Below are 26872 nucleotides of genomic sequence, written 5' to 3'. Positions count from 1 at the left end.
TAAGCAATGTGACGGGCGCTGCCCGCTCTCCCAGCAGCAAATCGGCTGCCACGTTAAGTACCAGGCCGCAGCTCGTACACAAGCCAGAACAAAGGGCCATCGTCCACGGCATTAGGGGCCGCGGCGGCATCACATGCTCGCACTCGGACACACTCATACGCAGATGCAATCTTTAATTTTGGCGAGCTTTTTCTCACCGATCCCCGATACGCGCATGAGGTCATCGACCGAGGCAAAGGCCCCGTTTTGAGTCCGCTCATCGATAATCGACTGGGCCGTAGAAGGCCCGATGCCCGAAAGCGTCTGCAGTTCCGCCGCACTTGCCGTATTGATATTCACAAGCCCCGACGAAGACCCCGCACCAGCAGTCTTGGCAGCACCGCTTTCGACCCCGCCGACCGCCGCAGCCGCTTGTTGCTCCCCCACCATCGGAACATAGATCTTTTGGCCATCTGTGATCTTGGACGCACGGTTAAGCCCTGTCACATCCGCCTCAGCCGTAAGCCCTCCGGCGGCATCGATCGCTTGGGACACCCGCGCTCCGTCTTTGAGCCGGTACACGCCAGGCCTCGCAACGGCGCCATCGACATCGACGTACACCTCAGCAGCAGAAGAACTCTTGGCAGACGACTCATCGGCATCATCAGGTAACCCTTCCCCGGCCCCGCGCACACCCGAGGCGCCCGCCACATCACTACGCTCAAACGACACGCCGCTGGAGCGGCTACCAAAACTTGCCATCGCCAAGCCGCTCGCGGCGGCAATGACAATCAGAATCGCCACGACCATCGCCTTATAGCCGAGTAGCTTTTCTGCCCAGCGGTCCATCCGTTTAACCCGTTCGTGTTGCTCGCGTTGCGCCATAGCAAACACCTCCCAACACCATCGTGTCAGGAAACGAGCGCCGTAGCCTCCGCACGCCCACACCGGTTATCGAAGTCAAACCAAAAGCTGACCAAAACCTTGCAGGATAGTGTCCATTTATTCAGATACACGTCGACAAATGAACCGTTTATCGCCTAATGCCCAGATAGATTGAGACCGACGATGCAAATGCACCGCCGGTCTATACACAACATTATTCGTGATCTTGGTAAATCTCACGTGGAGCAAGCTGAGGATGTTTACGTTTTAAGGTCTTAGGGGCCTTGTACGTGTTGCTCTCGAAGTCGATGTACTCGGTCTGTTTGAGCAAGCGCTCAATCATCTCCTCGTGATCGAACAGCTCCCACGCCTCATGCACGGCATCGAGTTTTGCATGCGTCTCGGGGCGGCGCGGCATAAAGAGCGTGCAGCAATCGGGAGCAGCCTCGGTCGAGATATCGAAGGTACCGATTTCCTCGGCACGCGCGATGATCTCCTGCTTGTCCGAACCGATCAGCGGGCGGAACACGGGGATCTTGACGGCCTCGTTGACGGCCATAATGTTCTCGAGCGTCTGGGAGGCAACCTGACCGAGCGATTCACCGGTCACGATAGCCTTGGCGCCCTCGATATGCGCAATGCGCTCGGCAACCGAATACATAATGCGGCGATACATGATCACGCGCAGGTTACTGGGGCAGGCCACGGAAATCTCACGCTGGCAATCGCCAAACGGCACCACGTACAGGCGGCCGATCTGGACGCCCGGCGCAAGCGCACGGATAATGTCCTGCACCAAATACTCGCTCGTATCGGGTGTCTGCGGACGACCGGAGAAATGTACCGGCACGCACACCGCGCCGCGACGCGCGAGCATCCAGGTCGCCACCGGAGAATCGATGCCCGACGACAGGAGCGTCACAACCTTGCCGGCGGAACCCACCGGCAGACCGCCCACGCCGCGCTCGGAGCGCGCATACACGTAAACGCTACCCTGGACCACCAGTACGTGCACCATCGCGTCGGGGTCGTGCATCTGGACCTTTTTATCGGGGAAGGCCTCGCACAGTACCTCGCCAACCTGACGATTGATATCAATCGAGGTGAGCTCGTAGTCGGTGTTAGAGCGTTTGGCATGCACCTTAAACGAATCGAAGGGACCAAACTCACGCAGCGCCTTCACGGCGGCGGCGCAGTACTCCTGCGGGTCGCGGTTGGTGTGATATGCCAGGGACACGCGGGCAACGCCGGGGACGGTGCGAATGACACGCGCCGCCTCGTCGGCCTGATGCTCGTTAAAGGTCACGAGGATATAACCGGAAATTCGAGACACGGCATTCACGGAAAAGGCGGCCAAGGCCGCCTTGATGTTATCCATGAGGATATGCTCAAAATGTGCGCGGTTCTTGCCCTTCAGTCCAACCTCGTGATAGTGGACCAGGCAGACGCGAGCTGCCATTTAGGCTTCAGCAACCTTGTGGCCGAGCGCCTTCTTGTAACGAACCTCGTCGTAGGAGATATCGCCGTCGACAATCTCGTCCATAGCCATCGAGATGGTATCGGCGCCGGAGAGGCCAATGGTAATGTCATCGACATCCTGAACGGCAAGCACGCGGTTGTGCTGGCCGCGCAGCATGCTGTTAATGTCGCAGGCGCGCTTGGAGGCAAGCGAGGCGAGCAGGAAGCGGTTGTGATCGGTCTTCTCCAGAAGATCGTCAATACAAGGCTTTACAACGGACACGGACCTCAGATCCTTTCATGCATATCGAGAACGCGAACGAGCTCATCGGTCGCGCGGTCGAGATCGTCATTCACCACGACGTCGTCGTAGCGGTCGGCAAGGGCAAGTTCATCGGCGGCGTTTGCCATACGCAGCTCGATCGTCTCGGGCGTCTCGGTGCCGCGACCGACCAGGCGATCGCGTAACACCTCAAGCGAAGGCGGCTTGATAAAAATCAACACGGCCTCGGGGAAACGCTCCTTGACCTGCAGGGCACCCTGGACATCAATCTCCAAGATCAGAGACGAGCCAGAGGCGAGCTTGGATGCGACCTCGCTCACCAACGTACCGTAGCAGTTACCGTGGACCTCGGCCCACTCAACAAACTCACCGTTTGCCACGCGGCGGTCGAACTCCTCGCGCGTCAGGAAAAAGTAGTTGACGCCGTCGACCTCACCTTTACGTGGCGCTCGCGTGGTAGCCGAAACCGTCAGGCCCAGGTTCGAGCGGCGCTCGCGCACACGAGTGACGAGCGTCCCCTTGCCTGCACCTGACGGTCCAGAAATCACAAAGAGCTTTGAATCCTGAGCGCTCACTTATTTGGTCAGCTGCTCGAGGAGCTGCTCGCGCTGACGGACGCCGAGGCCCTGGACGCGACGGGTAGCGGAGATGCCGAGCTCCTCCATGATCTTGGCGGCCTTGGCCTTGCCATAACCGGGCAGAGACTCGATGAGGGTGGAAACCTTCATGCGGGAAGCGATGGGGTCATCGGAGTTGAGCACGGACTCGAGGGACTTCTCGCCCTTCTTGATCTGCTCGCGAAGCTCAGCGCGGGCGTGACGTGCGGCGGCAGCCTTCTCAAGAGCCTGCTTACGCTGCTCGTCGGTAAGCTGAGGGAGTGCCATTCGAACCTCCAAATAGTTGGGTTATATCTGATGCAATAATTGGCATTTTAGCACGTCAAACGCACTAAATGCCCAATCGACGGCTCCATAGGTTAGACGATACCTGCGAAAAGTGCAATATACGGAGGTCAAAGTTGAGCCCCTGACCTGTGATTCCACACAAAGGATGGGAAAGTTTTCGCAGGCACAAGGGCTAATTTGTGCTAATAAGACCCAAAAGTGGTGACTTGAGGGAATCTTTTACGCGACGTTTTCGACCAGCTCGGCGACGATGGCGTCAAAGGCCGCAACCGGATCGTCGGAGCCGGTAATAGGACGGCCCACCACGATGTGGCTCGCACCGCGCTCGATAGCCTGGGAAGGTGTCGCCACACGGGATTGATCGCCCAGGGCGGCACCCACCGGACGCACACCCGGAGTCACGATCAGCGCGTCGGGGCCGAGCAGCTCACGCATGTCATGAGCCTCCATCGGCGAGCACACGATACCGTCGATGCCGTTGGCCTGAGCGAGCTTTGCCAGGCGAGCGGCCTCCTCGGCCACGGGCGACTCGACGCCGATCTCCGCCAGCGCATCCTGATTCATGCTCGTAAGTACGGTGATGGCGACGAGCTTGGCGCGGTCCTCGCGCGCCTCCTCGGCACCCTCGCGGCAGGCAGCGAGCATGGCGCCCGAACCCAAGCCGTGGACCGAGAGCAGGTCGGCACCGGCAAGCGAGGCCGAGCGAGCGGCACCGCGCACCTGATGCGGAATGTCATGGAACTTGAGGTCGAGGAAGACCTTAAAGCCCAAATCCTTGAACGTCTTGACGATCTCGGGACCCTCGGCGTAATAGAGCGTCATGCCCACCTTGAGCCAGACGGCATGGCCCGAAAGCTCATGGGCGAGCTCGAGTGCGCGCTCACGGTCGCAGTCGAGGGCGACGATAACACGGTCGCGGGCATCGGTCTCTAGCATTCGAACGCACCTACCAGCTCGTTGATGTCCTTTACGCCCTGGGACTCCGCCCAGGCCTCGAGCTCGTGCGCGATCTTAAGCGAAGCACACGGGTCGACGAAGTTGGCCATGCCGACCGACACGCAGGTGGCGCCGGCCAGGATAAACTCGGCCGCATCCTCGCCGGTCATGACACCGCCGACACCGTTGATGGGGATATCGACGGCCTGGGCGACCTCCCAGACCATGCGGACGGCGATGTGGTGGCACAGCGGGCCCGAAAGGCCGCCCTTGGGCTTGGCCACACGGGACCTGCGGGTGTGCACGTCAATGGCCATGCCCTGGATGGAGTTGATGACCGAAAGGCCGTCGGCGCCGGCAGCCTCGAGGGCGCGGGCGATCTCGGCGACGTTGACCGGAGCCATCTTAACGAACAGCGGCTTATCGGTCACCTTGCGGCAGGCAGCCATAACGGAAGAGGCGCCCTCGGGCGTGGAGCCCATGGCGGCACCGCCGGCGGCAATGTTGGGGCAGCTCACGTTGATCTCATAGCCGGCAGCCCAGGGGCACAGCTCGACATACATCTCGAGCGCGCGCACGAACTCATCAACGGAGTGACCGGCAACCTGGCAGATGACCTGGCAACCGTCCTTGGAGAGCTGCTCGAGCCACGGACCGGACTCGCGGGCGAAAGCGGCAACACCGGGGTTCTGCAGGCCCACGGAATTGATCATGCCGCCGGGGATCTCGGCCATGCGGGGTGCAGGATTGCCGGGCCAGGGCTCGGCAGCGCAACCCTTGGTGGTGATGGCACCCAGCTGGGAGACATCAAAGAAGTTCTGGAACTGCCAACCGTAGCCAAAGGTACCGGCTGCGGTGTTGATGGGGTTCTGCATCTTGACGCCGCCGAAATCGACGGACATGTTCACGGTACCCACTAGAAGACCACCACCTTGGAAGCATCGAACACGGGGCCGCACATGCAGGCGCCCTTCATACCGTCGACCGTCTCGACATTGCAGGTGTTGCAGGCGCCAAAGCCGCAGCTCATCATGCGCTCGAGCGACACCTCGCAGTACGCGCCGGCCTCGGCGGCAGCGGCGGCGACTTTCTTCATCATAACGGCGGGACCACAGCTGGCGACGTAGTCGTAACCGCCCTTGCCGAGCAGCTCAGCGGCAGGATCGGTGCATAAGCCGTGCGTACCCAACGAGCCGTCGTCGGTGCACACGTTGACCGTGGCTCCCAGCGCGCGAAACTCATCGACGCCCACGACCTTGGACGCAGTGCCAAAACCCAGGCACACGTCAACGGCCACGCCCTGCTCGGCAAGCATGCCAGCGAGGCACAGCACGGGCGGAACACCGATGCCGCCCGCCACGAGCAGCGCCTTCCTGGTGCCCTCGGGTACCAGCCAGCCGCGGCCGCCAGGGCCCAACAGGTTGGACTTGGAGCCGGGGCCCATCTGCGACAGACGACGGGTGTCGTCGCCCACGACGGCGTACCACAGCTCGACGGTACCGGCCTCGGCGTCAGAGCGATAGAAGCTCAAGGGCACGCGAAGCAGCGAAGAGGCATCGCCGGGCACGGCGATGTTCACAAACTGACCGGGCTTGAGCGCACTTGCAAGCTTGGGGGCCGAAATAACGAGCGAGAAGATGCCGTCGGCGATCTCCTGGTTCGAGACGACCTCGAAGTCGTGCATGCGTGCAGTGGAAGGTGTGGGCATAGACGCTCCAATCCCCCATGCAGTTGCATGGACCAAACGAACAGAAAGCGCGGCACCGCAAGGGCACCGCGCACAAAAGCGATAAGGCTATGCTAGCAGATGCAGCCGTCGGCAAGCGTCTGTTTACCGCCGACAAACACATCGGTGGCACGACCGGTGAGCGTGCGGCCGGCAAAACCGGAGTTCTCGGCGCGCGACTCGTAACCGTCCTCGCCGACCGTCCAGGTGACAGATGCGTCGAAGACGGTCAGGTCGGCAACAGAGCCCGCCTTGACCTGAACCTGGTCGAGGCCCAGGATCTCACGCGGCTTAATAGCCATGAGCTCGACCATGCGGCCCATACCCATCTTGCCCGTGTTGACCAGCTCGGTGAGCACGAGCGACAGCGAGGTCTCGAGGCCGATCATGCCAAAGGGCGCGAGCTCGAACTCACGGGCTTTCTCCCACGGCGTGTGGGGAGCGTGATCGGTGACGATGACGTCGACGGTGCCGTCGATGACACCCTGGCGGATGGCCTCGGCATCCTCGTCGGTACGCAGCGGCGGGTTAACCTTGAGCGAGGTGTTGTAGGTCTCGTCCAGGTCGTTCTCGGTCAGGAACATGTGATGCGGAGTGGCCTCGCAGGTAACCTGAACGCCAGCGGCCTTGCCGGCACGCACGAGCTCCAGGCCATGGGCGGTGGAGATGTGCTGGATGTGCAGCTTGGCACCGGTCAGTTTTGCGATCTCGATGTCGCGGGCGATCTGGAGCTCCTCGCCGGCAGCCGGCCAGCCCTCGAGGGCCAGACGAGTCGAAACCTTGCCCTCGTTGATCTGGCCGTGGCCGACCAGGTCCTCGTCCTGGCAATGGCTCATGAAGACCTTGCCGAACATCTTGCCGTAGTCCATGCAGCGACGGAGCATGCCTGCACCCTGCACGCCGCGACCGTCGTCGGTGAAGGCGACGGCGCCGTGGGCGACCATATCGCCCATCTCGGACATAGCCTCACCCTTAAGACCGCGGGTCATGGCGCCAGAAGGATAGACGCGGCAGTGGCCGACCTCGGCAGCGCGGGACTTGACGAACTCAACAACGGTACCGTTATCGGTAACGGGGTCGGTGTTGGGCATGGCGCACACGCCAGTGAAGCCGCCCTTGGCAGCTGCGCGGGTGCCGCTCTCGATGTCCTCTTTAACCTCGTAACCGGGCTCGCGCAGGTGGACGTGCATGTCCACCAGGCCAGGGACAAGATACTTACCGGAAAGGTCGCGGACCTCGGCTCCCTCGGCGGCGAGGTTCTCGCCGACCTCGGCGATCTTGTCGCCGTCGATCAGGACGTCAACGACCCCGTCAAGCTCGACGGACGGATCGACGACGTGGGCATTCTTAAGAAGCAAGGCCATTATCGGCACCTCCAAGCAGCAGATACAGGATAGCCATACGCACGCAGATACCGGCGTAGACCTGCTCCAGGATGACGGAGCGTTGCGGGTGGTCGGCCATATAGGAGTCGAACTCGACGCCGCGGTTGATGGGGCCCGGGTGGCAAATGATCGCGTCGGGCTTCATGAGCTTCTCACGGTCCTTGGTCAGGCCGAAGAGCTTGTGGTACTCGCGAATGGTCGGGAACGGGGCACCCTCGAGGCGCTCCTGCTGTACGCGCAGCATGTAGACGACGTCCAGCTCGGGCAGGACGGAATCGAGGTCGCTCGTCACGTGGTCGCAGCCCAGAACCTCGGGCGCCGGCGGCAGCAGCGTGCCGGGGGCGACGGCGTAGGTCTCGCAGCCCATGATCTTCAACGCGGGGATCAGCGAGCCGCAGACGCGGGAGTGGGCGATGTCGCCGACGACGGCGACTTTCAGACCGTGGAAGTCACCCTTGTGCTCCCAGATGGTGTACAGGTCGAGCAGAGCCTGCGTGGGGTGATTGTGCTTACCGTCACCGGCGCAGATAACACTCGCGGGCGAATTCTGCGTGACGATGTAGGGAGCACCGGCATGTTTGTCGCGCACGACGATGCAGTCGATCTTGTAGGCGTTGAGCGTCTCGACGGTATCGACGAGGCTCTCGCCCTTGACCGTGGAGGTCGAGGAGCCGCCAAAGTTGAGGCTGTCGGCCGAAAGACGCTTCTCGGCGAGCTCGAAGGAGCTGCGGGTACGCGTCGAGGGCTCGTTGAACATATTGACGATGGTCTTGCCCTTGAGCGTGGGGACCTTCTTGATGGCACGCTCGTTGACCTCGGAGAACGCCTTGGCGGTCTCGAGGATGAGCTTGATGTCCTCTTCGGAGTACTCGGTAATGTCGATCAGGTGCTTATGATTGAACGCCACGGTACTACTCACCTCCCAGCGGCGCGGAGCCCACGTGGGAACCCGGCGCGACGTCGTTGATCTCGACAGCGGTACGGCCGTCGACTTCCTTCATATATAGGTGCACGTTCTCCTCGTGCGACGAGGGAACGTTCTTGCCGACAAAGTCCGGCGAGATAGGGAGCTCGCGGTGACCGCGGTCAACGAGAACTGCCAGCTCGATGCGGCTCGGACGGCCCAGGTCCATAACGGCGTCCAGAGCGGCGCGGATGGTGCGGCCCGTGTACAGGATGTCGTCCACCAAAACGACGCGCTTGCCGTCGACGCTGAAGGGAATGTTGGTAGCGTGGATCGCGGGAGCGAAGTTAGTCGCATAGTCATCGCGATAGAAGCTGATGTCCAGGCTGCCGAGCGGAACGTCAACACCCTCGATCTCCTTGATCGCCTCGGCGAGCTTCTTTGCCAGAAGGTCGCCGCGCGTGACGATGCCGACCAGAGCGAGGTCTTCACAGCCCTCGTTGCGCTCGAGAATCTCGTGCGCGATGCGGGTCATCGCTCGGTTGACGGCGGTCTCGTCCATGATGACCGCCTTGGGGGAAGTCGTGCCCATCGATCTCCTTCCTCACATGTCTTGACTGCTGATACAGTCAAAAAAATAGATGCCCGACCGCTCAAAGCGGACCAGACACCCACAGGAAGGACTGCTCTATGGCAGCAATATAAATCCATGTGGGTATCTCGTACCCCTTTAATGGTCAAGGGATAGTGTAGCCAACCCCGAGCTTAATTGCGAGCATTAATACGGAGCAATCCGCAAACGGACTCAACGCTCCATAAACCTATATATATTTGCGGGACAAGCTTGAAAACGTCGATGCGAGCTGGCATAATCCCCTCTGCTACACGCAAATCGGATCTACGTCCAGGGCCGTAGCGTGGGCACTATCGCCATAAGAGAAATATCTCTGTGTAGATTACGCACAGGGAGCTGCTTCTGTGCTATAGTTCAGGCTTGTTTGTTAACGCGACATGTTCGTTTGTCGCCCAAGGAGGGTCAGTTATGTCCAAAGTTTGCGAAGTTTGCGGTAAGCACCCCGTTGCCGGTCGCTCCATCAGCCACTCTCACCGCGTCACCAACCGTAAGTTCCGCCCCAACATCCAGCGCGTCTACGTCGTCGTCGATGGTCACCGTCGCAAGATGAACGTTTGCTCCACCTGCCTTAAGTCTGGCAAGGTTGCGCGCTCCTAAATAAGGTCTTACCAACAAGTACCTCGGACTCTCCGGGTCAAAGACCTCGCGTTCACATAGAACTTACCAAAGGCGTCCTCTCTTGTGGAGGGCGCCTTTTTGCACTCATTGGGGACAGACTTACATGGGTGTTTTCACTCATTGGGGACAGACTTACATGGGTGTTTTCACTCATTGGGGACAGACATGATGCGAGTCTGCGGCGCCCCGACTAGCTCCGGCCCCTGCCTCACGCAGCTTCCTTCCAGCCCGCAGTTGCCTTGGTCACACTTGTAGCGCCGATACCGGTGATACGGGCAATTTGCTTGACCGTGAGATGTGCCTGCCGGAGCCTCAGCAGGCAGGCACCGCGTTCGGGGCGTGGCAGGGCCTTAAGCAGCGTAGGATCTATGCTCGGCAGGACTTCGCGCGCAACGGAAAGGGCCTCCTCATCGGGGATCCGACGGCGCGGAAGAACCTCCACCGACCAGATGCGCCCGGCAACTTCCTTGAGATGCTCGCAATAGCAACGGGAGCCTCCGACAATATCGAGCATAGGGGCCGCATCACAAATGTCAAAGGGATCGTAGCCCAGCTGATATGCCTTGAAGCTTGACCATCGGTACGCCTCGAGTGAGTCGAGCGCACCTTTCACAGGATTGAGATGGATATAATCGAGCAGCTGCACCGCCATAACAGATCCAGAACAGCGAAATTGCAAAACGATGTCTGTCCCAAATGAGTGAAAGCACTCATATAAGTCTGTCCCCAATGAGCGGGCCGATGCCAGGCAGATATTTTAATTAAAACGCTTCATCTAGTTGAAGCGTTTTAGTGTGCCTTTTACGGGAATCTTACCGTTCGCCGAATAATTTCTTGCTATCATGCAACACGTAGGGTAAATCTCCGATCGCAAGGAGACACAAATGGTGAAAAAGTCACCGGAAAACACTACTCCCGCAATTGTGGACAACGTAGAGGCGCTTGAGGCTAAACTCGCTCAGATGCGAGAGGCCCAGGCGCTTTTTGCTACGTACACGCAGGAGCAGGTCGACAAGATCTTCTACGAGGCCGCCATGGCCGCCAACAAGGCTCGTATCCCGTTGGCGAAGATGGCCATCGAGGAGACCGGTCGTGGCGTTCTTGAGGACAAGGTCATCAAGAACCACTACGCCGCAGAGTACATCTACAACGCTTACAAGAACACCAAGACCTGTGGTGTCATTGAGCGCGACGAGGCCTACGGCATCACCAAGATCGCTGAGCCCATCGGCATCGTGGGCGCCGTCATCCCGACGACCAACCCCACCTCCACCGCGATCTTCAAGACGCTGATCAGCCTGAAGACCCGCAACGCCATCATCATCTCCCCGCACCCGGCTGCCGCCAAGTGCACCATCGCCGCCGCCAAGCTCGTGCTTGACGCCGCCGTCAAGGCCGGCGCCCCCGAGGGCATCATCGGCTGGGTCGATGTCCCCTCCATCGAGCTGACCAACATGGTCATGCGCGATGTCGACATCATCCTCGCCACCGGTGGCCCGGGCATGGTCAAGGCCGCCTACTCCTCGGGCAAGCCCGCCCTGGGCGTTGGCGCCGGTAACACCCCGGTCGTCATCGACGACACCGCCGACGTGCTGCTCGCCGTCAACTCCATCATCCACTCCAAGACCTTCGACAACGGCATGATCTGCGCTTCCGAGCAGTCCGTGACCGTCATCGACACCATCTATGACCAGGTTAAGGCCGAATTCCAGAAGCGCGGCTGCTACTTCGTCAAGCAGGGTGCCGAGATGGAGGCCCTGCGCGGCGCCATGTTCAAGAACGGCGCTCTCGATCACCGCATCCCCGGCATGGCTGCCGCCAAGATCGCCGAGCTCGCCGGTATCGAGGTTCCCGCCAAGACCAAGATCCTGATCGCCGAGGTCACCTCCACCGACCCCGCCAAGGAGGAGTTCTCCCACGAGAAGCTCTCCCCTGTCCTGGCCATGTATCACGCCAAGGACTTCCAGGAGGCCGTCGACAAGGCCGAGCACCTGGTACTCGCCGGTGGCCCGGGCCACACCGCCTCTCTGTACGTGCATCCCGCCCAGGCCGATAAGATCAGCCTGTTCGAGCATGTCATGAAGGCCTGCCGTATCGTCATCAACACCCCGTCCTCGCACGGCGGCATCGGTGACCTGTACAACTTTGGCATGAAGCCGTCTCTGACCCTGGGCTGCGGCTCCTGGGGCGGCAACTCCGTCTCCGAGAACGTTGGGGTGAAGCACTTGATCAACGTTAAGACTGTGGCCGAGCGCCGTGAGAACATGCTGTGGTTCCGCGCTCCCGAGAAGGTCTACTTCAAGAAGGGTTCCACGCCCGTCGCTCTCGACGAGCTGGGCAGCGTCATGGGCAAGAAGCGCGCCTTTATCGTCACCGACCAGTTCCTCTTCAAGAATGGCAACACCCGCGCCATCGAGGCCAAGCTCGACGAGATGGGCATCGCCCACGACTGCTTCTACGACGTCGAGCCCGATCCGTCGCTGCAGTGCGCACGTCGCGGCGCCAAGCAGATGGCTCTCTTTGAGCCGGACGTCATCATCGCCGTCGGCGGTGGCTCCGCTATGGACGCCGGCAAGATCATGTGGATGATGTACGAGCACCCCGAGTGCAAGTTTGAGGACATGGCCATGGACTTCATGGACATCCGCAAGCGTATCTTCACCTTCCCCGAGATGGGCAAGAAGGCCTACTTCGTCGCCGTCCCGACCTCTTCGGGCACCGGTTCCGAGTGCACGCCGTTCGCCATCATCACCGACAAGGAGACCGGCATCAAGTGGCCGCTCGCCGACTACGCGCTGCTCCCCAACATGGCTATCGTTGACGCCGACAACTGCATGACCGCCCCGCGCGGCCTGACCGCCGCCTCCGGCATCGACGTCATGACCCACGCCATCGAGTCCTATGTCTCCATCATGGCCTCCGACTACACCAAGGGCCTCTCCGAGCGCGCTGCCAAGCTCGTCTTCGAGAACCTGCCCTCCAGCTTCGAAAACGGCGCCAAGGACCCGCATGCCCGCGAGGAGATGCACAACGCCTCCTGCATGGCCGGTATGGCCTTCGCCAACGCCTTCCTGGGCCTCAACCACTCCATGGCCCACAAGCTCGGTGCCTTCCATCACCTGCCCCACGGCATCGCCAACGCCATCATCCTGACTCGCGTCATGCGCTACAACGCCGCCGAGGCCCCCGTCAAGATGGGCACGTTCTCCCAGTATCCCTACCCCAACGCGCTGCACAACTACGCCGAGATGGCCAAGTACTGCGGCATCGAGGGCAAGGACGACAAGGAGGTCTTCGAGAACTTCATCACGAAGCTCGAGGAGCTCAAGGACTTCATCGGTGTCAAGAAGACCATCGCCGACTACGGTGTTGACGAGCAGTACTTCCTCGACACCCTCGACGAGATGACCGAGCAGGCATTCAACGACCAGTGCACCGGCGCTAACCCGCGCTACCCGCTCATGAGCGAGATCAAGGAGCTCTACCTGGACGCCTACTATGGCCGCGAGCCCCAGGACTACGCCGTCTGCTAGTTTTTAGCACGGTTATTTCGGCGGGGGTGAACGGGCGCACGCACGCCCCCGCCGCTGCTTCTATCGCATCGTTGAAAGGATGCAATCATGCTGCTCCCCGAATCCAAGACCGAGCTCGTCCGTCGCGGCAACAAAGTCGTTTACGACCTGGGCGACAAGATCGTCAAGGTCTTTAACGAGACCAAGCCCGTCTCCGACGTGTTCAACGAGGCTTTGAATCTTGCCCGCATCAATGAGTGCGGCATCCGCAGCCCCAAGGCTCTCGAGGTTTCTCAGCTCGAGAACGCCAACGGCTGGGCGCTCGTGACCGAGAAGGTTCCGGGCACCACCCTTGCCGAGAAGATGACTGCCGAGCCCCAGCGCTTTGGTGAGTACCTCGAGATGTTCGTCGACCTCCAGATCGAGATCCACGGCTACACCTCCCCGCTGCTCAACCGTCAGCGCGACAAGTTCGCCCGCATGATCGACAGCCTCGATCAGCTCAATGCCACCACGCGCTACAACCTTCAGGAGCGTCTGGACGGCATGACCAAGGAGTTCAAGGTCTGCCACGGCGACTTCAACCCCTCCAACGTCATCGTTGGCGACGACGGCCAGCTGTACGTCTGCGACTGGGCACACGCCACCCAGGGCTCCCCTGCTGCCGACGTTGCCACCACCTACCTGCTCTTTGCCCTCAACAGCAAGGACCAGGCCGAGGCCTACCTGGAGCTCTACTGCGATCGCGCCGACATGCCCATGCAGGTCGTGCGTCAGTGGACGAGCATCGTCGCCGCTTCCGAGCTCGCTCGTAAGCGCAACGTGAACGATGAGTTCCTTAAGAACTGGATCGACGTCGTCGATTATCAGTAATATCTGAGCGATTTATTTCGCATCGGAGGCACAAAGGAAAACCCCGCAGCTCGCATGGGCTGCGGGGTTTTCCTTTTAGCAACAACTGTCCCTTAGACGCAAAAGCGGCCCTGCATCTCTACCTCGAGAGACGCAGGGCCGCTTAACAAGTGCACTAAACGCAGCGGGCTCGATTAACGGCGTGCTGCTTTCACAAGCTCAGCCACCTTGGCGACAACCTCATCGATCGCCACATCCTCGCGCTCGCCCGTGGCACGATCCTTGAGCTCGACGGTGCCGTTCTTAAGGCCGCGCTTGCCGAGCACCACCTGATAAGGGAAGCCCATAAGGTCGTTGTCGGCAAACTTAAAGCCGGGACGCTCGTCACGGTCGTCTACGACAACCTCGATACCCTCGGCGCACAGACCCTCGACGATTTGATCGCAAACAGAAGCGCACTCCTCCTTCTTGGGGTCGAGCGGAATCACCGCAACCTCGTACGGGGCAACGGAGACCGGCCAAACGATACCGTGCTCGTCGTTGTGCTGCTCCACGACGGCAGCGAGCGAGCGGGAAACGCCCACGCCGTAGCAACCCATGATAAGCGGCTTCTCCTTGCCGTCCTCGTCCATAAAGGTGGCACCCATGGCCTCGGAGTACTTGGTGCCCAGCTGGAAGACCTGGGAAACCTCGATGCCGCGAGCAGCGGAGAGCGGCTTGCCGCAGAGCGGGCAAGGGTCGCCGGCAACGACGGTAACCAGGTCGGCCCACTCGTCGACGGTAAAGTCGCGCTCGGGGCAGGCACCGGTAAAGTGATAGTCGACTTCGTTGGCACCGCAGGCCCACTGCTTGGACTCGCGCAGGCTCTCGTCGCAGACCAGACGAATGCCCTCGGGCAGGTTAACCGGTCCGATAAAGCCCTTATGCAGACCGTAGGTCTGGAGCTCCTCGTCGGTCATCATGCGATAGCCCTTGCCAAAGACATGCTCGGCCTTGCAGTCGTTGAGCTCATGATCGCCCGGAACGATGGCCACAACCGGCTTGCCCTCGGCGTCGATGAGAGCCAGCGACTTGCGCGTACCGTTCTCGGGGAAGCCGAAGAACTTGGCGACGGCCTCGATGGTGCCCATACCCGGAGTCTCGACCTTGGTGAGCGTGCCGTCGCCGGGGCCCTCGGTCACAACGACCTTGGTGCTTGCCGCCTCGTCATCGGCAGCAAAGCCACAATCGTCGCAGTAGACCAGCGAAGCCTCGCCGGCATCTGCCAGCGCCATGAACTCGACGGAGGTGTCGCCACCGATCTCGCCGGAATCGGCGACGACGGGCAGGGCCTTAATGTAGCAGCGCTCGCAGATATTGGCGTAGGCCTGCTTCATCTTGTCATACTCCTCCTGCAGGCTCTCCTGCGTGGCAGAGAAGCTGTAGGCGTCTTTCATGATGAACTCGCGACCGCGCATCAGGCCAAAGCGGGGACGGAACTCGTCGCGGAACTTGTCCTGGATGTGATAGAGATTCACCGGCAGTTGCTTGTATGAACGCAGCTCGTTGCGCACCAGGGCAGTCACGGTCTCCTCGTGCGTGGGGCCGAGCACGAACTCGCGGCCGTGACGGTCATCAAAGCGCACGAGCTCCTTGCCATAGGCATCGATACGGCCGGACTCACGCCACAGCTCGGCATCGACCATGATGGGCATCATGAGCTCCTGGGCGCCGGCGGCGTCCATCTCGTCGCGCACGATGTTCTCAATCTTGCGAATCGAGCGCCACGCGAGCGGCAGATAGGAATAGAGACCGGCGGCCTCCTTGCGGATCATACCGGCACGGAGCAGCAGGCGATGGCTCGCAAGCTCAGCGTCGGCCGGATCCTCTTTGAGCGTCGGAGCATACAGCTTAGACATATACATTGGTCGGGTCATTTATTTCTCCTCAATAAGCTTGTCGACCTCGGCCATAAGCGCGTCGACAATTTGGTCCTCCGCTACTTTACCAATGATCTGGCCGTGCGAAAAGAGCAGGCCCTGACCACGTCCGCAAGCAACGCCCAGGTCGGCATCAGAAGCCTCACCGGGGCCATTAACGGCACATCCCATGACGGCAATCGAAAGCGGCGCGGCATAGTTCTTAAGCCGCTCGGTTACTTCCTCGGCGATTGCGATCAGGTTAACCTGACAGCGGGCGCACGTGGGGCACGAGACAATCTCGGGGCCGCGGCGACGCAGGCCCAGCGACTGCAAAATTCCCCAGGCGACCGGCGGCTCCTCAACCGGATCGGCCGTGAGCGAAACGCGCATGGTGTCACCGATTCCCTCGGACAGCAGGATGCCAAGGCCCACCGAGCTCTTGATGGTGCCCTGCAGCTTGGTGCCCGCCTCGGTTACACCCAGGTGGAGCGGAACGTGGGGAATCTCACGCGACAGGGCACGATAGGTGTCGAGCGTCGTTTGCACGCTATGGGCCTTGGCCGATAGCACAATGTTCGTAAAGCCGCGGTCTTCAAAATGCTTGACGAAACGTTCGCTCGACATCACGAGCTTTTCGGGCTGCGTGAGGTCGTCGCGCTCAGCGATATCCTGCTCAAGCGAACCAGCATTGACGCCGATACGAATCGCACAGCCCGCGGCACCCGCAGCATCGATCACCGCGTCAACCTTGGCCCAATCGCCGATATTGCCGGGATTGATGCGCAGCTTGGCAGCACCGGCCTCAACGGCACCAATGGCGAGCTTATGGTTAAAGTGGATGTCGGCAACGATCGGCACCGGAGACTCGGCACAGATGGCGCGGAAACCCTCAAGCGCGGCCTCGGTGGGCACGCTCACGCGCACGATATCGCAGCCAGCCTGCGCCAACGCGCGCACTTGCGCAAGCGTTGCCTGGGCATCAGCGGTATCGGTGCAGGTCATGGATTGAACCGCCACCGGCGCGCCTCCACCGATCTGCACGTCGCCCACATGCACGGGGCGCGTCAACTCGCGAGGCAAAGGATGGGATAAAGACAATCCAAACACTCCCCTACAGAATAAATCGAAGGATGTCGGAACGAAGCATATAGACAAACAGCAGCGCAAAGAGCGCGATGCCCACATAGCTCACAATCGTCTGGACCTTGAGCGGAAGCTCGCGGCCCGCAATCTTTTGAATGATCTCGATGAGCAACTTGCCGCCATCGAGTGGCGGGATAGGCAGCAGGTTCATAAAGCCAAGCGAGAACGAAATGAGAGCGGCAAACGAAAGGAACGTGGCAGGGCCGGCAGCAGCAGCTTGTGAGGACATAACGCTAATACCCACGATCGAAGAGGACTGATCGAGAATCTCCATCGTATGCTGCGGCTGGAGCAGGCGCATCACGCCCTCCGCTGTCTGCACGACATAGGAGAACGACAGGCGAGCCGACGTGATGGGGTCTAAACGAACCACCTGCGTAGAGACATACACACCTAGGCGTTCGTCCTCTTTGAGCGCAACCGTGGTCGAATGCTTCTTGCCGTCACGCTCATACTCAATGGCGATATCGTCCTTACCAGCAGCCTTGCCAATGGCATCGTAAACGTCCATCCAGGTAGAGCACGATATTCCGTCGACCGAAAGAATCGCGTCGCCATCCTCGATTCCCGCCGCGGAGGCAATCGAGCCTTCGTCAACCTGGCCGATCACATTGGTGTCCACCGGCACCGTGACACCCGCGATGGAATAGATGCTCATAAGGAGCAAAAAGCCCGTCAGGATATTGACGATAATGCCCGCAAGCAGCATAAAGGCACGCTTGACAAAGCCCTGACCCAAATAGGTGTGCGAGCGCTCGCGTGCAAGGAATTCGGCCTCGCCGCACGGCAGTTCCCATACATCGCCCTCGGCAGTCGCGTGCTCGCGATCGAACCGACGGCCGTCAAAGGTGGTATAACCCGCCGCGTCACGCGGCAGGGTCTGGTACTTGGTGGGATAGTAACCAGGCGAAGGCTTTTCCCCTTCTTCATACCAAGGAGCTATGGAGCCCCAACCCAGCAGCAAAGCACAGGCCTCGAGCACATCCTCCTCGGACAGCTCAAGCTCGACGGCAAGATCGGCCACCGTCACACGGCCGTGGCGATAGATGGCGGCAAGCACGCGATCGGCACACAAGACATCGGTCGGATCCATGCCACAGATGGCAGCATACCCACCCAGCAACAGCGGGGTCACGCCAAACTTGGTGCCGATCCGACGAGACGTATGGTGAATATCAAAGCGACACGGCAGGCCCAAAAAGAACTCAGTCACCCGGACGCCGCAGGCACGCGCCGCCAAAAAGTGGCCGCCCTCGTGCAAAAACACGAGGACGGAAAGCATCAGCAGGCCCCAAAAGACCGATGAGAGAACGCTCAGAACAGTTTCCATAAAACGAAAAAGCAATCCTTATGGGTTAAGAACGGGTTGCGACGAGCACTTGCGCGGCCTTTTCACGCGCCCACGCATCGATACCGCGAAGCTGTTCAAACGAATCGACCGTCTGCGCATCATGCGCATCCATACAGGATTCCACAATGCGATCGATATCGGTAAAACTGCAGCCATCATGCAGGAAGGCATCGACGGCGACCTCGTTGGCGGCATTGAGCACGCACGGCATGGTGCCGCCCGTCTTGCCCGCACGCTCGGCCAGCGCCAGGCAGCGAAACGTATCCATGTCGGCCGCATCAAAGGTAAGCTGACCCAACTCGCGGAAATCGATGCGCGGAGCCGGAGTATCCCAGCGCTCGGGATACGAGAAGGCAAACTGGATGGGGATGCGCATGTCAGATGCCCCGAGATGCGCCATCACGGAGCCGTCGGCAAACTCGACCATCGAATGAATCTTTGACTGGCGCTGAACGACCACGTTGATAAAGTCGAGGTCGCAACCGAAGAGGTGCATCGCCTCGATACGCTCCAGGCCCTTGTTCATGAGGGTAGCGGAGTCAATCGTGATCTTGGCACCCATAGCCCACGTAGGGTGCGCCAGGGCATCGGCACGCGTCACACGGTCGAGTTCCTCGCGCGAACGGCCAAAGAACGGACCGCCCGAGCAGGTAAGCCAAATACAATGGGCCTCGTGCGGATTCTCACCCAGATAGCATTGGTAAATTGCAGAGTGCTCGGAATCGACCGGGATAAGCTGACCAGGCTGAGCCAACGGCATCAGCAGGTCACCGCCAACAACGAGCGACTCCTTATTGGCAAGGGCAAGGCGCTTATTCGAGGTCAAGGCCGCGTGGCTCGCCTCGAGACCGGCGGCGCCCACAATAGCGACAAGCACGCAATCGACATCGTCGCGACGCGCGAGCTCGCAAACCGCCTGCGCACCAACGCCGAGCTCCGTTCCCTCGGGCAACTCCTGCAGCACGGCGTCATCGCCATGAGCGACATCGGCCACGGCAACCGCCGGAACCGAGAACTCGCGGGCAGCTGCAACGAGCTCGGAGGTGCTGGAATTAACGGAAAGCGCCGTCACCTGCAGACGATCGGCATGCTGACGGCAAACATCGAGCGCCTGAGTGCCGATAGAGCCCGTACAGCCCAGGATGGCAACACGAAGGCGTCCATCGGAGCCATACGTCGTCTGGAAGGACATTACAGCACGCCTCCGATCATCAGCATCAGCTGCGCGGTGATGCAGCCGAAGATAAGCGAATCGCTACGATCGAGCATGCCGCCGTGACCCGGGATAAGGTTACCGGAATCCTTGACGCCCACGCCACGCTTGATGCGCGACTCGATAAGGTCGCCGATAACGCCCAAGATGGACACAACCACGCCGCAAAGCAGCGCATAGGGCAAGCTCAGCTTATAGAGATGCGTCACCCACAAAATGAGCCAGATGAGAACCGAGCCCAGAATGCCACCAACAAAGCCCTCCCAGCTCTTGTTGGGAGAGATCTTGGGGACCATCTTGTGTTTGCCGATACGGCTGCCCACGATGTAGGCAAACGAATCGGAAACCCAAAGGGACGCGCAAACACCCACTGAAAGCAGGGCGCCGGCAAAACCGGGCACGGCATCGCGCAGCAGCACAATAGCCGACAGCATAAAGCCTGTGTAGATGGGACCCATGAGCGTCACGGCCACATCAGAGATGCGGGTACGCGGCGACCAAACATACCAAATGCCCACCGCGAGCATCAGTGCAAAAAGCAGGGCGTTCAGCAAAAGCGAATCGCCAAGCGCCGATAACGGAAAGAGCACGGCGGCAATAATGCCCAGATGCTCGTTGGCGACCTTGCCATCGAGCCTCGTCATACGGAAAAACTCAAAGCAGCAAAGCCCGCTCATGACAGAGACAAAAATGGCGGTGGGCACGATACCCAAAACCAGGCACAGGATAAAGACGACGGCGTAGACGATACCGGCGGCGGCACGGGTAATAAAGCCCGCAAGCCACGAACCGGTGCCGCTCTTCGCTGCAGGCGCTCCCGCAGTGGCAGCTTTGCGCGCAGGCGTCTTGGGAGCAGATGCCTTGGGACGATCGGACACGATTAAGCCTCCTCGGTCTTGCTCAGTCCACCAAACCTACGGTCACGGCCCTGATAGGCCAAAATGGCGTCAACAAGGCCCCAACGATCAAAGTCAGGCCAATAGGTATCGGTGACATAGAACTCGGAATAAGCCACCTGCCACAGCAGATAGTTCGAAAGGCGAAGCTCACCAGAGGTGCGAATGACCAGCTCGGGATCGGGAAGACCGGCGGTGTACAGGTGCGAAGCAACCATATCATCGTCGATAGCAGCAGGGTCGATCTTGCCGGCGGCGGCATCGAGCGCAAGCTGACGGGCGGCACGGGTAATCTCGGCACGCGCGCCGTAGTTGACGGCAAGCGCCAGCGTCATACCGGTGTGATCAGCGCACTCGGCAAGACCGCATTCAAAAACGTCGCGGGTCTTCTTGGGCAGCGCGGAAATATCACCCAAAAAGACAACACGGACATTTTCGCGCTTCAGAAGCGGCAGCTCATCGATAAACGTCTTGGCAAACAGATGCATCAAGACGTTGACCTCATGCTGCGGGCGGTTCCAGTTTTCGGTTGAAAACGCATAGGCGGAAAGCACGTCGACACCCAGACGCACGCAGGCGGTAATGATCTCACGAAGGGAGACGATACCCGCCTTGTGACCCTCGGTACGGGCAAGACCTCGCGCCGTAGCCCAGCGACCGTTACCGTCCATGATGCACGAGATATGGCGCGGAATGTTATTGAGGTCAAGGTCGGAAAAACCGACGCCCGCAGGGGCGTCGGCAAAGTACTCGACCAGTTTGTTCTCGTCGTATTGCACCTTAGATCTCCATGACCTCGGCTTCTTTTTCCTTCAGAAGCTCCTCGACCTTGGCGACATACTCGTCGGTATGCTTCTGCACCTTGGCCTGCTCACGGCGGACGTCGTCCTCGGTGAGCTCCTCATCGCGCTCGAGCTTGTTGTTAAAGTCGCGACGGATGTTACGGATAGACACCTTGGCCTGCTCGGCATACTCGCGGCACTCCTTGACGAGCTCGCGACGGCGCTCCTCGGTGGGAGCCGGGAACGGAAGACGAACAACGGTGCCATCGGAGTTGGGGGTAATACCCAGATCGGAAGCGCCGATGGCCTTGACGATGGCGTTGATAAGCGCCTTATCCCACGGCTCGATGAGCAGCATGTGGGCCTCGGGGGTCTTTACGGCGGCAACCTGCGTGACCGGCGTGGGAACACCGTAATAATCGACGGTGATGTCGGACAGAATATTAGCGTTGGCTCGGCCGGTACGGACCTTGGAGAAGTTATGCTTGAGGGACTCGAGCGACTTGTCCATGTGGGCGGTGATGTTCTCTGCCATGCTTAATCCTCCTGATAGACGAGCGTGCCGACGGGCTCACCCGAAAGCGCGCGCTTGACGTTGTCCTCGCCATCGATGTTGAGGACCAAAATGGGCATACGGTTATCCTGGCACAGGGCCGTAGCCGTGGAATCCATAACCTGCAGGCCGCGGACGAGCACCTCGTGATAGGTGATCCTGTCAAAGCGGACGGCATCGGCGCACTTGACGGGATCCTTGTCGTAGATACCGTCGACCTTGGTGGCCTTAATCAGAATCTCCGCACCGATCTCGCAGGCGCGAAGGGCCGCGGCGGTGTCAGTCGTAAAGTACGGATTGCCCGAGCCGGCCGCGAAGATAACGACATTGCCCTTGGACAGGTGATTGATGGCGCGACGACGAATATAGGGCTCGCAAATCTCGTTCATCTGGATGGCACTCATAACGCGGCAGGGAACATCGTTATGCTCGAAGGCATCCTGCAGGGCGAGCGCGTTCATAACGGTTGCAAGCATGCCCATGTAATCGGCCTGAGCACGCTCCATACCGCCGGCAGCTCCAGCCATGCCGCGGAAAATATTGCCGCCGCCGACAACGATGCCGACCTCATGGCCAACGGCAAGCAGCTCCTTGACCTGCTTGGCAAGATGGTCGGTAATCTTGGGGTCGATGCCATAGTGGCCATCGCCCATCAGTGCTTCGCCGGAAAGCTTCAGAAGCACGCGTTTATATCGGATGTCGGACAAAGCGATCCTCCTTTAATTAGACTCTCAATATGATATCAAAGGCTCTGCTTGGAGCCATGAAAAAGCAGGCTGTGAGTAAAACCCACAGCCTGCTCATTACCAGCTACAAGAGCTTATTTACTCGCCACGGACCAGACGGTCGAAGGCAACGACGGTAATGGTATCGCCGAGCTCCTTAGAGACCTGCTCGGCGTACTTCTTGATGGTGAGGGAGCTGTCCTTGATGAACTCCTGCTCGGTGAGCACGGACTGCTTGTAGAACTTCTCCAGACGGCCAACAGCCATCTTCTCCTGGATGGCCTCGGGCTTGCCGGACTCGGCAGCCTGAGCCATGTAAATCTGCTTCTCATGCTCGACGGTCTCGGCCGGAACCTGATCGCGGGTAGCGCAGATCGGAGCGACAGCGGCAACCTGAAGGGCAACGTCGTGGGCAAAGGTCTTGAAGGACTCAGCCTGAGCGGTCTCAGCCTTCTCGAAAGCAAACTCGACGAGGACGCCGATCTTACCACCCATGTGGATGTAAGAAGCGAGAGCGCCGTTCTCGACCTTGCGGGCGGCGAAGCGGGAGATCTTCATGTTCTCGCCCATGATGTGAATCATCTCGGTGAGCTCGGAGGAAACGGTCTCCTCGCCCATCGGCTTCTCGAGCAGAGCGTCGACATCGGCCGGCTCGGTGGTGGCGACAACCTCGGCGACCTTGGAAGCAAAGCCGGTGAACTTGGCGTTGGAGCCGACGAAGTCGGTCTCGCAGGAGAGCTCGAGCAGAGCGCCGGTCTTGCCATCCTCGGAGACGAACGCGGCGACAGCGCCCTCGTTGGTCTCGCGGCCAGCCTTCTTGGCAGCCTTAGCGAGGCCGTTCTTACGCAGAACGTCAACAGCGGCGTCCATGTCACCGTCAGCCTCGACGAGAGCCTTCTTGCACTCCATCATCGGGGAGTCGGTCATCTCGCGGAGCTGCTTGACCATAGCGGCGGTAATCTGGGCCATTGTGGTTCCTTTCAAAGAGATGAAAAAGACTTAATTAGGACTGATTTACTCGGCCTTGGGCTCAGCGGCCATCTCGGCCTCGGAGACCTGCTCCTTGCCGGAGCCAGCGAGGCAGGCGTCGGCCATGAGCTCGCACATAAGGGTGACAGCGGAGATGGCGTCATCGTTGCAGGGGATGCCGTACTCGACCTCGTCGGGATCGGAGTTGGTATCGATCAGAGCGACGACGGGGATGTTCAGGCGCTGGGCCTCCTTGATGGCGTTCTCCTCGCGCTTAGTGTCGATGACGAAGAGAGCCTGGGGCAGACCCTTCATGTCGCGGGCGCCACCGAGGTTGGTCTGGAGCTTAGCGAGCTCCTTACCCAGAACAGCCTGCTCCTTCTTGGGAAGAACAGCCATGCGGCCGTCCTCGACCATGGCCTCGAGCTCCTCCATGCGGTTGATGCGGGAGCGGATGGTGACGAAGTTGGTCAGCATGCCGCCGAGCCAACGCTGGTTGATGTAAGGCATGTTGGCGCGCTCAGCGGCGTTCTTGACGGCCTCCTGAGCCTGCTTCTTGGTGCCGACGAACAGCACGTTGCCACCCTTGGCAACGTTCTTGACGAAGGTGTAAGCCTGGTCGGCGTCAAGAATGGTCTGCTTGAGGTCGAGGATGTAGATGCCGTTGCGCTCACCGAAGATGAACGGCTTCATCTTGGGGTTCCAGCGACGGGTCTGGTGACCGAAGTGGCAGCCGGCCTCGAGCAGGGTGCGGATATTAATCTTGGTAGCCATGTTAAACCTCCTGTGGTTTGCCTCCGCGCGGGGTCATCCTCCAAAACCAACCCGGACATGTGCTACCAAAGCCCGGGCACCACGGTATGAAGTAGCCGCGCGTGCGTGATAAAAACCTGTTGCCGTGAAGCAACCCGATGAATGATAGCAGGATTACATCTTTCTGCCAACCCGAAATCAAAACCACACACACGGACGCGCGATCGATTGGATAGAACCCCTCTCCTGCCTTATTCGCCGCGCGGAAGAGCTTGGGTAACGGCGCGTTTGAGCCGATCGGGCGTGAGATGCGTATAAATCTGCGTGGTGGACAAGCTTGCATGCCCCAGCAACTCCTGGACAGAGCGCAAGTCCGCTCCGCCCTCGAGCAAATCGGTCGCAAAAGTATGGCGCATCGCATGCGGGGCGATATCGGAAGGGATACCCGCAAGCGTCGCCAACATATGAAACCGTCGCCTAAGCATGGCGGCGCTCATACGGTTGCCGCGTGCCGAGATAAACAGCGGATGCACACCGTTCGTACCGTCGCCACACTTTGCCTGAGCAAGAAGCTCCGGTCTTCCTTCCTCAATATAGCGGCGGGTCACATCGAGAGCACGCCGATACAGGGGCACGATGCGCTCCTTGCTCCCCTTACCCCAAAGCCGCAGCGTTCGCTCGGACCAAGCAATGGACTCAACATTGAGTGCCGCAAGCTCAGAGATGCGAGCCCCAGATGCATAGAGCAATTCGAGCATCGCCGCATCGCGCAGTCCCGCAGGCGTTGAAACGTCTGGCGCTGCAAGCAGTGCCTTAACCTGCTGGGTGGTCAGCACTCCGGGCAAATCGCGTGGAAGCTTGGGCGAGGCAATCGCAGAGACAGCGTCTCCATCGATAAGACCCTCGGCAGCCATCCATCGATAGAACGAACGAATGGCAGACAGGTGCGCCGCAATCGTCCTGGGCGCCACCTGCTCGCGCGACAGCTCCGCCAGATACATACGAACGGTACGTACGTCCGCCGTGCGCGCATCGATATCCCCACGCTCGCACCAAGCGGCAAAACGCTCCAGACGAGAGCCGTAAGCGATAACAGTGTTAGAAGAAAGCCCCTCGACGCGTGCAATATAGGCTATGAACGAGTCGACGGCACCGTACAGGTCAAAGGCTATGGCCGGTCGCCCCCAAACAGGTCGGAGCGCGATTCCAGATAGGAATCCAGGGCCTTAAGGGCGCGATCCGCATAGGCCTGATAGCGCTCACGTTTGCTGCGGCGTTTACCGTCCTCGAGGGGAGGCACCAGGCCAAAATTAACATGCATGGGCTGATATCCGACCGTAGCGGGATCGGTCGCATAGCCCACGAGCGCGCCGAGAGCGCCCACGCGCGGCAGCTCGACAGGAGCAACCTCGATAGCCTCGGCATAGGTATTGAGCGCAGCGAGGAGACCCGTCGCGACCGCTTCCATGTAACCCTCCGTACCGGTAATCTGTCCGGCAAGGCGCACGCCCGTGCCGGGTACGGCGAAGGTCCCATCGAGCACATGGGGAGCATCGACAAAGGTATTGCGATGCATGACGCCATAGCGGAAAAACTCGGCATTCTCCAGACCGGGAACCATATGAAAAACGCGCTTCTGCTCGCCGAAGGTCAGGTTGGTCTGGAAACCAACCAGGTTATAGGCGGTCTTCTCCTTGTTCTCGGCGCGCAGCTGAATCGCCGCCCAGGGACGGCGACCGGTGCGCGGGTCGGTGAGCCCGACGGGCTTCATAGCGCCAAAGCGGATGGCATCCTTGCCCGTGCGCGCAACCTCCTCGGCTGGCTGACAGGCCTGGAAGAGATCCCCGCCCTCAAAGTCCTTGAGCACCACGCGATCGGCCGTGGTAAGCGCCTCGATAAAGGCCTCGTACTCCTCCTTGTTGAGCGGGGCATTGAGATAGTCGCCACTCCCCTGCTCCTCGTAGCGCGACTGCGAGAACAGCACATCCATATCGAGCGTCGAGGCATCGACAATTGGGGCCGCGGCGTCAAAAAACGCCAGGGAATCACCACCGACGAGCTTCATGACCTCCCCGCTCAACGCCGGCGAGCACAAGGGACCCGCGGCGATAACCACATGGCCCTCGGGAATCTGGGTGACCTCGCCGTGAACGACCTCGATATTGGGACGGGCGGCAACCTCGGCCTCGACGAGCTCGGAGAATTTAACACGGTCGACCGCCAAGGCGCCACCAGCGGGAACGGCAGCGCGATGAGCGCAGTCGAGCAGCACCGAACCCATACGCTCGAGTTCGGCCTTCAACAGGCCGGCGGCGGAATCGGGTCGGGTCGACTTAAACGAATTGGAGCAGACGAGCTCCGCCAAGTGATCGGTATGGTGGGCAGGAGAGGTCACCAGCGGCCGCATCTCGCACAGCTTTACGGCAAACCCGCGATCTGCCAGCTGAATCGCGCATTCCGATCCCGCCAGACCGCCACCGATAACCGTCACTTGATCAAACAGCATCTG

The 26872-nt window shown here is 60.2% G+C and carries 27 protein-coding genes; 3 read left to right on the top strand and 24 right to left on the bottom strand.

The window, feature by feature from the left end; genetic code table 11:
* Positions 1 to 153 precede the first annotated feature (153 nt).
* The 11 genes from ACTQ0H_RS03445 to pyrR all read right to left on the bottom strand — a co-directional run bounded on the left by ACTQ0H_RS03445 (position 154) and on the right by pyrR (position 9053).
* Positions 154 to 864 carry a helix-hairpin-helix domain-containing protein gene (locus tag ACTQ0H_RS03445; RefSeq protein ID WP_441537865.1) on the bottom strand — a complete coding sequence of 237 codons (711 nt, stop codon included), beginning with the start codon at positions 862 to 864 and terminating at the stop codon, positions 154 to 156.
* A 214-nt stretch (positions 865 to 1078) separates the two neighbouring features.
* A complete protein-coding gene (gene thiI, locus ACTQ0H_RS03440; RefSeq protein WP_427726849.1) occupies positions 1079 to 2323 on the bottom strand; it encodes a tRNA uracil 4-sulfurtransferase ThiI in 1245 nt (414 codons plus the stop codon).
* Positions 2324 to 2605 carry a DNA-directed RNA polymerase subunit omega gene (locus tag ACTQ0H_RS03435; RefSeq protein WP_441547813.1) on the bottom strand — a complete coding sequence of 94 codons (282 nt, stop codon included), beginning with the start codon at positions 2603 to 2605 and terminating at the stop codon, positions 2324 to 2326.
* Between the two features lie 5 nt (positions 2606 to 2610).
* On the bottom strand, positions 2611 to 3180 hold the full coding sequence (gene gmk / locus ACTQ0H_RS03430) for a guanylate kinase (protein WP_370450596.1): 570 nt from the start codon (positions 3178 to 3180) through the stop codon (positions 2611 to 2613).
* The gene (mihF, locus tag ACTQ0H_RS03425) at positions 3181 to 3489 is read right to left on the bottom strand and encodes an integration host factor, actinobacterial type (RefSeq protein WP_006236130.1); all 309 of its coding nucleotides are present in this window, start codon (positions 3487 to 3489) and stop codon (positions 3181 to 3183) included.
* Positions 3490 to 3729: 240 nt separating this feature from the next.
* Positions 3730 to 4446, bottom strand: coding sequence for an orotidine-5'-phosphate decarboxylase (gene pyrF, locus ACTQ0H_RS03420; RefSeq protein WP_441547812.1), 717 nt, complete (start codon positions 4444 to 4446; stop codon positions 3730 to 3732).
* Positions 4440 to 5348, bottom strand: coding sequence for a dihydroorotate dehydrogenase (locus ACTQ0H_RS03415; RefSeq protein ID WP_154516266.1), 909 nt, complete (start codon positions 5346 to 5348; stop codon positions 4440 to 4442). The genes pyrF and ACTQ0H_RS03415 overlap by 7 nt, the downstream gene beginning before the upstream one ends.
* A 14-nt stretch (positions 5349 to 5362) precedes the next feature.
* Positions 5363 to 6130 carry a dihydroorotate dehydrogenase electron transfer subunit gene (locus ACTQ0H_RS03410; RefSeq protein WP_154516544.1) on the bottom strand — a complete coding sequence of 256 codons (768 nt, stop codon included), beginning with the start codon at positions 6128 to 6130 and terminating at the stop codon, positions 5363 to 5365.
* Positions 6131 to 6246: 116 nt separating this feature from the next.
* Positions 6247 to 7536, bottom strand: a complete 1290-nt coding sequence (locus ACTQ0H_RS03405) for a dihydroorotase (RefSeq protein WP_154516264.1) — start codon at positions 7534 to 7536, stop codon at positions 6247 to 6249.
* Positions 7520 to 8464, bottom strand: coding sequence for an aspartate carbamoyltransferase catalytic subunit (locus ACTQ0H_RS03400; RefSeq protein WP_035138537.1), 945 nt, complete (start codon positions 8462 to 8464; stop codon positions 7520 to 7522). The genes ACTQ0H_RS03405 and ACTQ0H_RS03400 overlap by 17 nt, the downstream gene beginning before the upstream one ends.
* Positions 8465 to 8468: 4 nt before the next feature.
* Positions 8469 to 9053: a bifunctional pyr operon transcriptional regulator/uracil phosphoribosyltransferase PyrR gene (gene pyrR, locus ACTQ0H_RS03395; RefSeq protein WP_138374176.1), complete on the bottom strand. Its 585-nt coding sequence runs from the start codon at positions 9051 to 9053 to the stop codon at positions 8469 to 8471.
* 450 nt (positions 9054 to 9503) lie between these two features.
* Here pyrR and rpmB point away from each other — a divergent pair, with 450 nt between their 5' ends.
* Positions 9504 to 9692: a 50S ribosomal protein L28 gene (rpmB, locus tag ACTQ0H_RS03390; RefSeq protein ID WP_022094725.1), complete on the top strand. Its 189-nt coding sequence runs from the start codon at positions 9504 to 9506 to the stop codon at positions 9690 to 9692.
* A gap of 229 nt (positions 9693 to 9921) precedes the next feature.
* Here rpmB and ACTQ0H_RS03385 read toward each other — a convergent pair whose 3' ends face one another.
* Entirely contained in the window at positions 9922 to 10365 is a 444-nt protein-coding gene (locus ACTQ0H_RS03385) for a hypothetical protein (protein ID WP_441547811.1), read from the bottom strand.
* A 232-nt stretch (positions 10366 to 10597) separates the two neighbouring features.
* On the opposite strand from ACTQ0H_RS03385, the gene adhE reads away from it, so the two are divergent.
* Both adhE and ACTQ0H_RS03375 read left to right on the top strand, forming a co-directional pair.
* Entirely contained in the window at positions 10598 to 13246 is a 2649-nt protein-coding gene (gene adhE, locus ACTQ0H_RS03380) for a bifunctional acetaldehyde-CoA/alcohol dehydrogenase (protein WP_427795671.1), read from the top strand.
* Positions 13247 to 13333: 87 nt separating this feature from the next.
* On the top strand, positions 13334 to 14098 hold the full coding sequence (locus ACTQ0H_RS03375) for an aminoglycoside phosphotransferase family protein (protein WP_154516259.1): 765 nt from the start codon (positions 13334 to 13336) through the stop codon (positions 14096 to 14098).
* 173 nt (positions 14099 to 14271) lie between these two features.
* Here ACTQ0H_RS03375 and ACTQ0H_RS03370 read toward each other — a convergent pair whose 3' ends face one another.
* The 12 genes from ACTQ0H_RS03370 to trmFO form a co-directional block, all read right to left on the bottom strand.
* Complete coding sequence (locus ACTQ0H_RS03370) at positions 14272 to 15993, bottom strand: proline--tRNA ligase (RefSeq protein ID WP_441537867.1); 1722 nt, start codon at positions 15991 to 15993, stop codon at positions 14272 to 14274.
* On the bottom strand, positions 15994 to 17076 hold the full coding sequence (gene ispG / locus ACTQ0H_RS03365; protein WP_441537868.1) for a flavodoxin-dependent (E)-4-hydroxy-3-methylbut-2-enyl-diphosphate synthase: 1083 nt from the start codon (positions 17074 to 17076) through the stop codon (positions 15994 to 15996).
* Positions 17077 to 17089: 13 nt separating this feature from the next.
* Positions 17090 to 18451 carry a M50 family metallopeptidase gene (locus ACTQ0H_RS03360; RefSeq protein WP_441537869.1) on the bottom strand — a complete coding sequence of 454 codons (1362 nt, stop codon included), beginning with the start codon at positions 18449 to 18451 and terminating at the stop codon, positions 17090 to 17092.
* A 25-nt stretch (positions 18452 to 18476) separates the two neighbouring features.
* Positions 18477 to 19664, bottom strand: coding sequence for a 1-deoxy-D-xylulose-5-phosphate reductoisomerase (gene dxr / locus ACTQ0H_RS03355; RefSeq protein WP_441537870.1), 1188 nt, complete (start codon positions 19662 to 19664; stop codon positions 18477 to 18479).
* Positions 19664 to 20563, bottom strand: a complete 900-nt coding sequence (locus tag ACTQ0H_RS03350) for a phosphatidate cytidylyltransferase (RefSeq protein ID WP_427717552.1) — start codon at positions 20561 to 20563, stop codon at positions 19664 to 19666. Before ACTQ0H_RS03350 ends, dxr begins: the two co-directional genes overlap by 1 nt.
* Before the next feature lie 2 nt (positions 20564 to 20565).
* A complete protein-coding gene (locus tag ACTQ0H_RS03345; protein ID WP_441041581.1) occupies positions 20566 to 21360 on the bottom strand; it encodes an isoprenyl transferase in 795 nt (264 codons plus the stop codon).
* A 1-nt stretch (position 21361) separates the two neighbouring features.
* Entirely contained in the window at positions 21362 to 21898 is a 537-nt protein-coding gene (gene frr, locus ACTQ0H_RS03340) for a ribosome recycling factor (RefSeq protein WP_006236112.1), read from the bottom strand.
* Positions 21899 to 21900: 2 nt separating this feature from the next.
* The gene (gene pyrH / locus ACTQ0H_RS03335; RefSeq protein ID WP_441537871.1) at positions 21901 to 22623 is read right to left on the bottom strand and encodes a UMP kinase; all 723 of its coding nucleotides are present in this window, start codon (positions 22621 to 22623) and stop codon (positions 21901 to 21903) included.
* 117 nt (positions 22624 to 22740) lie between these two features.
* Positions 22741 to 23610, bottom strand: coding sequence for a translation elongation factor Ts (gene tsf / locus ACTQ0H_RS03330; RefSeq protein ID WP_409064982.1), 870 nt, complete (start codon positions 23608 to 23610; stop codon positions 22741 to 22743).
* Positions 23611 to 23655: 45 nt separating this feature from the next.
* Positions 23656 to 24384 (bottom strand): 30S ribosomal protein S2, encoded by a 729-nt coding sequence (rpsB, locus tag ACTQ0H_RS03325; RefSeq protein ID WP_055285135.1) that lies wholly within the window; start codon positions 24382 to 24384, stop codon positions 23656 to 23658.
* Positions 24385 to 24614: 230 nt separating this feature from the next.
* Positions 24615 to 25523 (bottom strand): tyrosine recombinase, encoded by a 909-nt coding sequence (locus ACTQ0H_RS03320; protein WP_441547843.1) that lies wholly within the window; start codon positions 25521 to 25523, stop codon positions 24615 to 24617.
* A gap of 8 nt (positions 25524 to 25531) precedes the next feature.
* Entirely contained in the window at positions 25532 to 26869 is a 1338-nt protein-coding gene (trmFO, locus tag ACTQ0H_RS03315) for a methylenetetrahydrofolate--tRNA-(uracil(54)-C(5))-methyltransferase (FADH(2)-oxidizing) TrmFO (RefSeq protein ID WP_427717560.1), read from the bottom strand.
* Positions 26870 to 26872: the final 3 nt, after the last annotated feature.

This window comes from Collinsella sp. LCP21S3_A3, from assembly GCF_052118905.1.
In the GTDB taxonomy this organism is placed as follows: domain Bacteria; phylum Actinomycetota; class Coriobacteriia; order Coriobacteriales; family Coriobacteriaceae; genus Collinsella.
This window is presented reverse-complemented; position numbering and strand designations above follow the sequence as displayed.

Excerpts from the sequence above, each read along its gene's own strand:
- adhE (WP_427795671.1), top strand. The coding sequence starts at position 10,598 with ATGGTGAAAAAGTCACCGGAAAACACTACTCCCGCAATTGTGGACAAC.
- pyrF (WP_441547812.1), bottom strand. The coding sequence starts at position 4,446 with ATGCTAGAGACCGATGCCCGCGACCGTGTTATCGTCGCCCTCGACTGC.
- ACTQ0H_RS03360 (WP_441537869.1), bottom strand. The coding sequence starts at position 18,451 with ATGGAAACTGTTCTGAGCGTTCTCTCATCGGTCTTTTGGGGCCTGCTG.
- trmFO (WP_427717560.1), bottom strand. The coding sequence starts at position 26,869 with ATGCTGTTTGATCAAGTGACGGTTATCGGTGGCGGTCTGGCGGGATCG.
- thiI (WP_427726849.1), bottom strand. The coding sequence starts at position 2,323 with ATGGCAGCTCGCGTCTGCCTGGTCCACTATCACGAGGTTGGACTGAAG.
- ACTQ0H_RS03410 (WP_154516544.1), bottom strand. The coding sequence starts at position 6,130 with ATGCACGACTTCGAGGTCGTCTCGAACCAGGAGATCGCCGACGGCATC.
- rpsB (WP_055285135.1), bottom strand. The coding sequence starts at position 24,384 with ATGGCTACCAAGATTAATATCCGCACCCTGCTCGAGGCCGGCTGCCAC.
- tsf (WP_409064982.1), bottom strand. The coding sequence starts at position 23,610 with ATGGCCCAGATTACCGCCGCTATGGTCAAGCAGCTCCGCGAGATGACC.
- ACTQ0H_RS03445 (WP_441537865.1), bottom strand. The coding sequence starts at position 864 with ATGGCGCAACGCGAGCAACACGAACGGGTTAAACGGATGGACCGCTGG.
- rpmB (WP_022094725.1), top strand. The coding sequence starts at position 9,504 with ATGTCCAAAGTTTGCGAAGTTTGCGGTAAGCACCCCGTTGCCGGTCGC.
- ACTQ0H_RS03415 (WP_154516266.1), bottom strand. The coding sequence starts at position 5,348 with ATGTCCGTCGATTTCGGCGGCGTCAAGATGCAGAACCCCATCAACACC.
- frr (WP_006236112.1), bottom strand. The coding sequence starts at position 21,898 with ATGGCAGAGAACATCACCGCCCACATGGACAAGTCGCTCGAGTCCCTC.
- ACTQ0H_RS03370 (WP_441537867.1), bottom strand. The coding sequence starts at position 15,993 with ATGACCCGACCAATGTATATGTCTAAGCTGTATGCTCCGACGCTCAAA.
- pyrR (WP_138374176.1), bottom strand. The coding sequence starts at position 9,053 with ATGGGCACGACTTCCCCCAAGGCGGTCATCATGGACGAGACCGCCGTC.
- ACTQ0H_RS03375 (WP_154516259.1), top strand. The coding sequence starts at position 13,334 with ATGCTGCTCCCCGAATCCAAGACCGAGCTCGTCCGTCGCGGCAACAAA.
- mihF (WP_006236130.1), bottom strand. The coding sequence starts at position 3,489 with ATGGCACTCCCTCAGCTTACCGACGAGCAGCGTAAGCAGGCTCTTGAG.
- dxr (WP_441537870.1), bottom strand. The coding sequence starts at position 19,664 with ATGTCCTTCCAGACGACGTATGGCTCCGATGGACGCCTTCGTGTTGCC.
- ACTQ0H_RS03405 (WP_154516264.1), bottom strand. The coding sequence starts at position 7,536 with ATGGCCTTGCTTCTTAAGAATGCCCACGTCGTCGATCCGTCCGTCGAG.
- ACTQ0H_RS03385 (WP_441547811.1), bottom strand. The coding sequence starts at position 10,365 with ATGGCGGTGCAGCTGCTCGATTATATCCATCTCAATCCTGTGAAAGGT.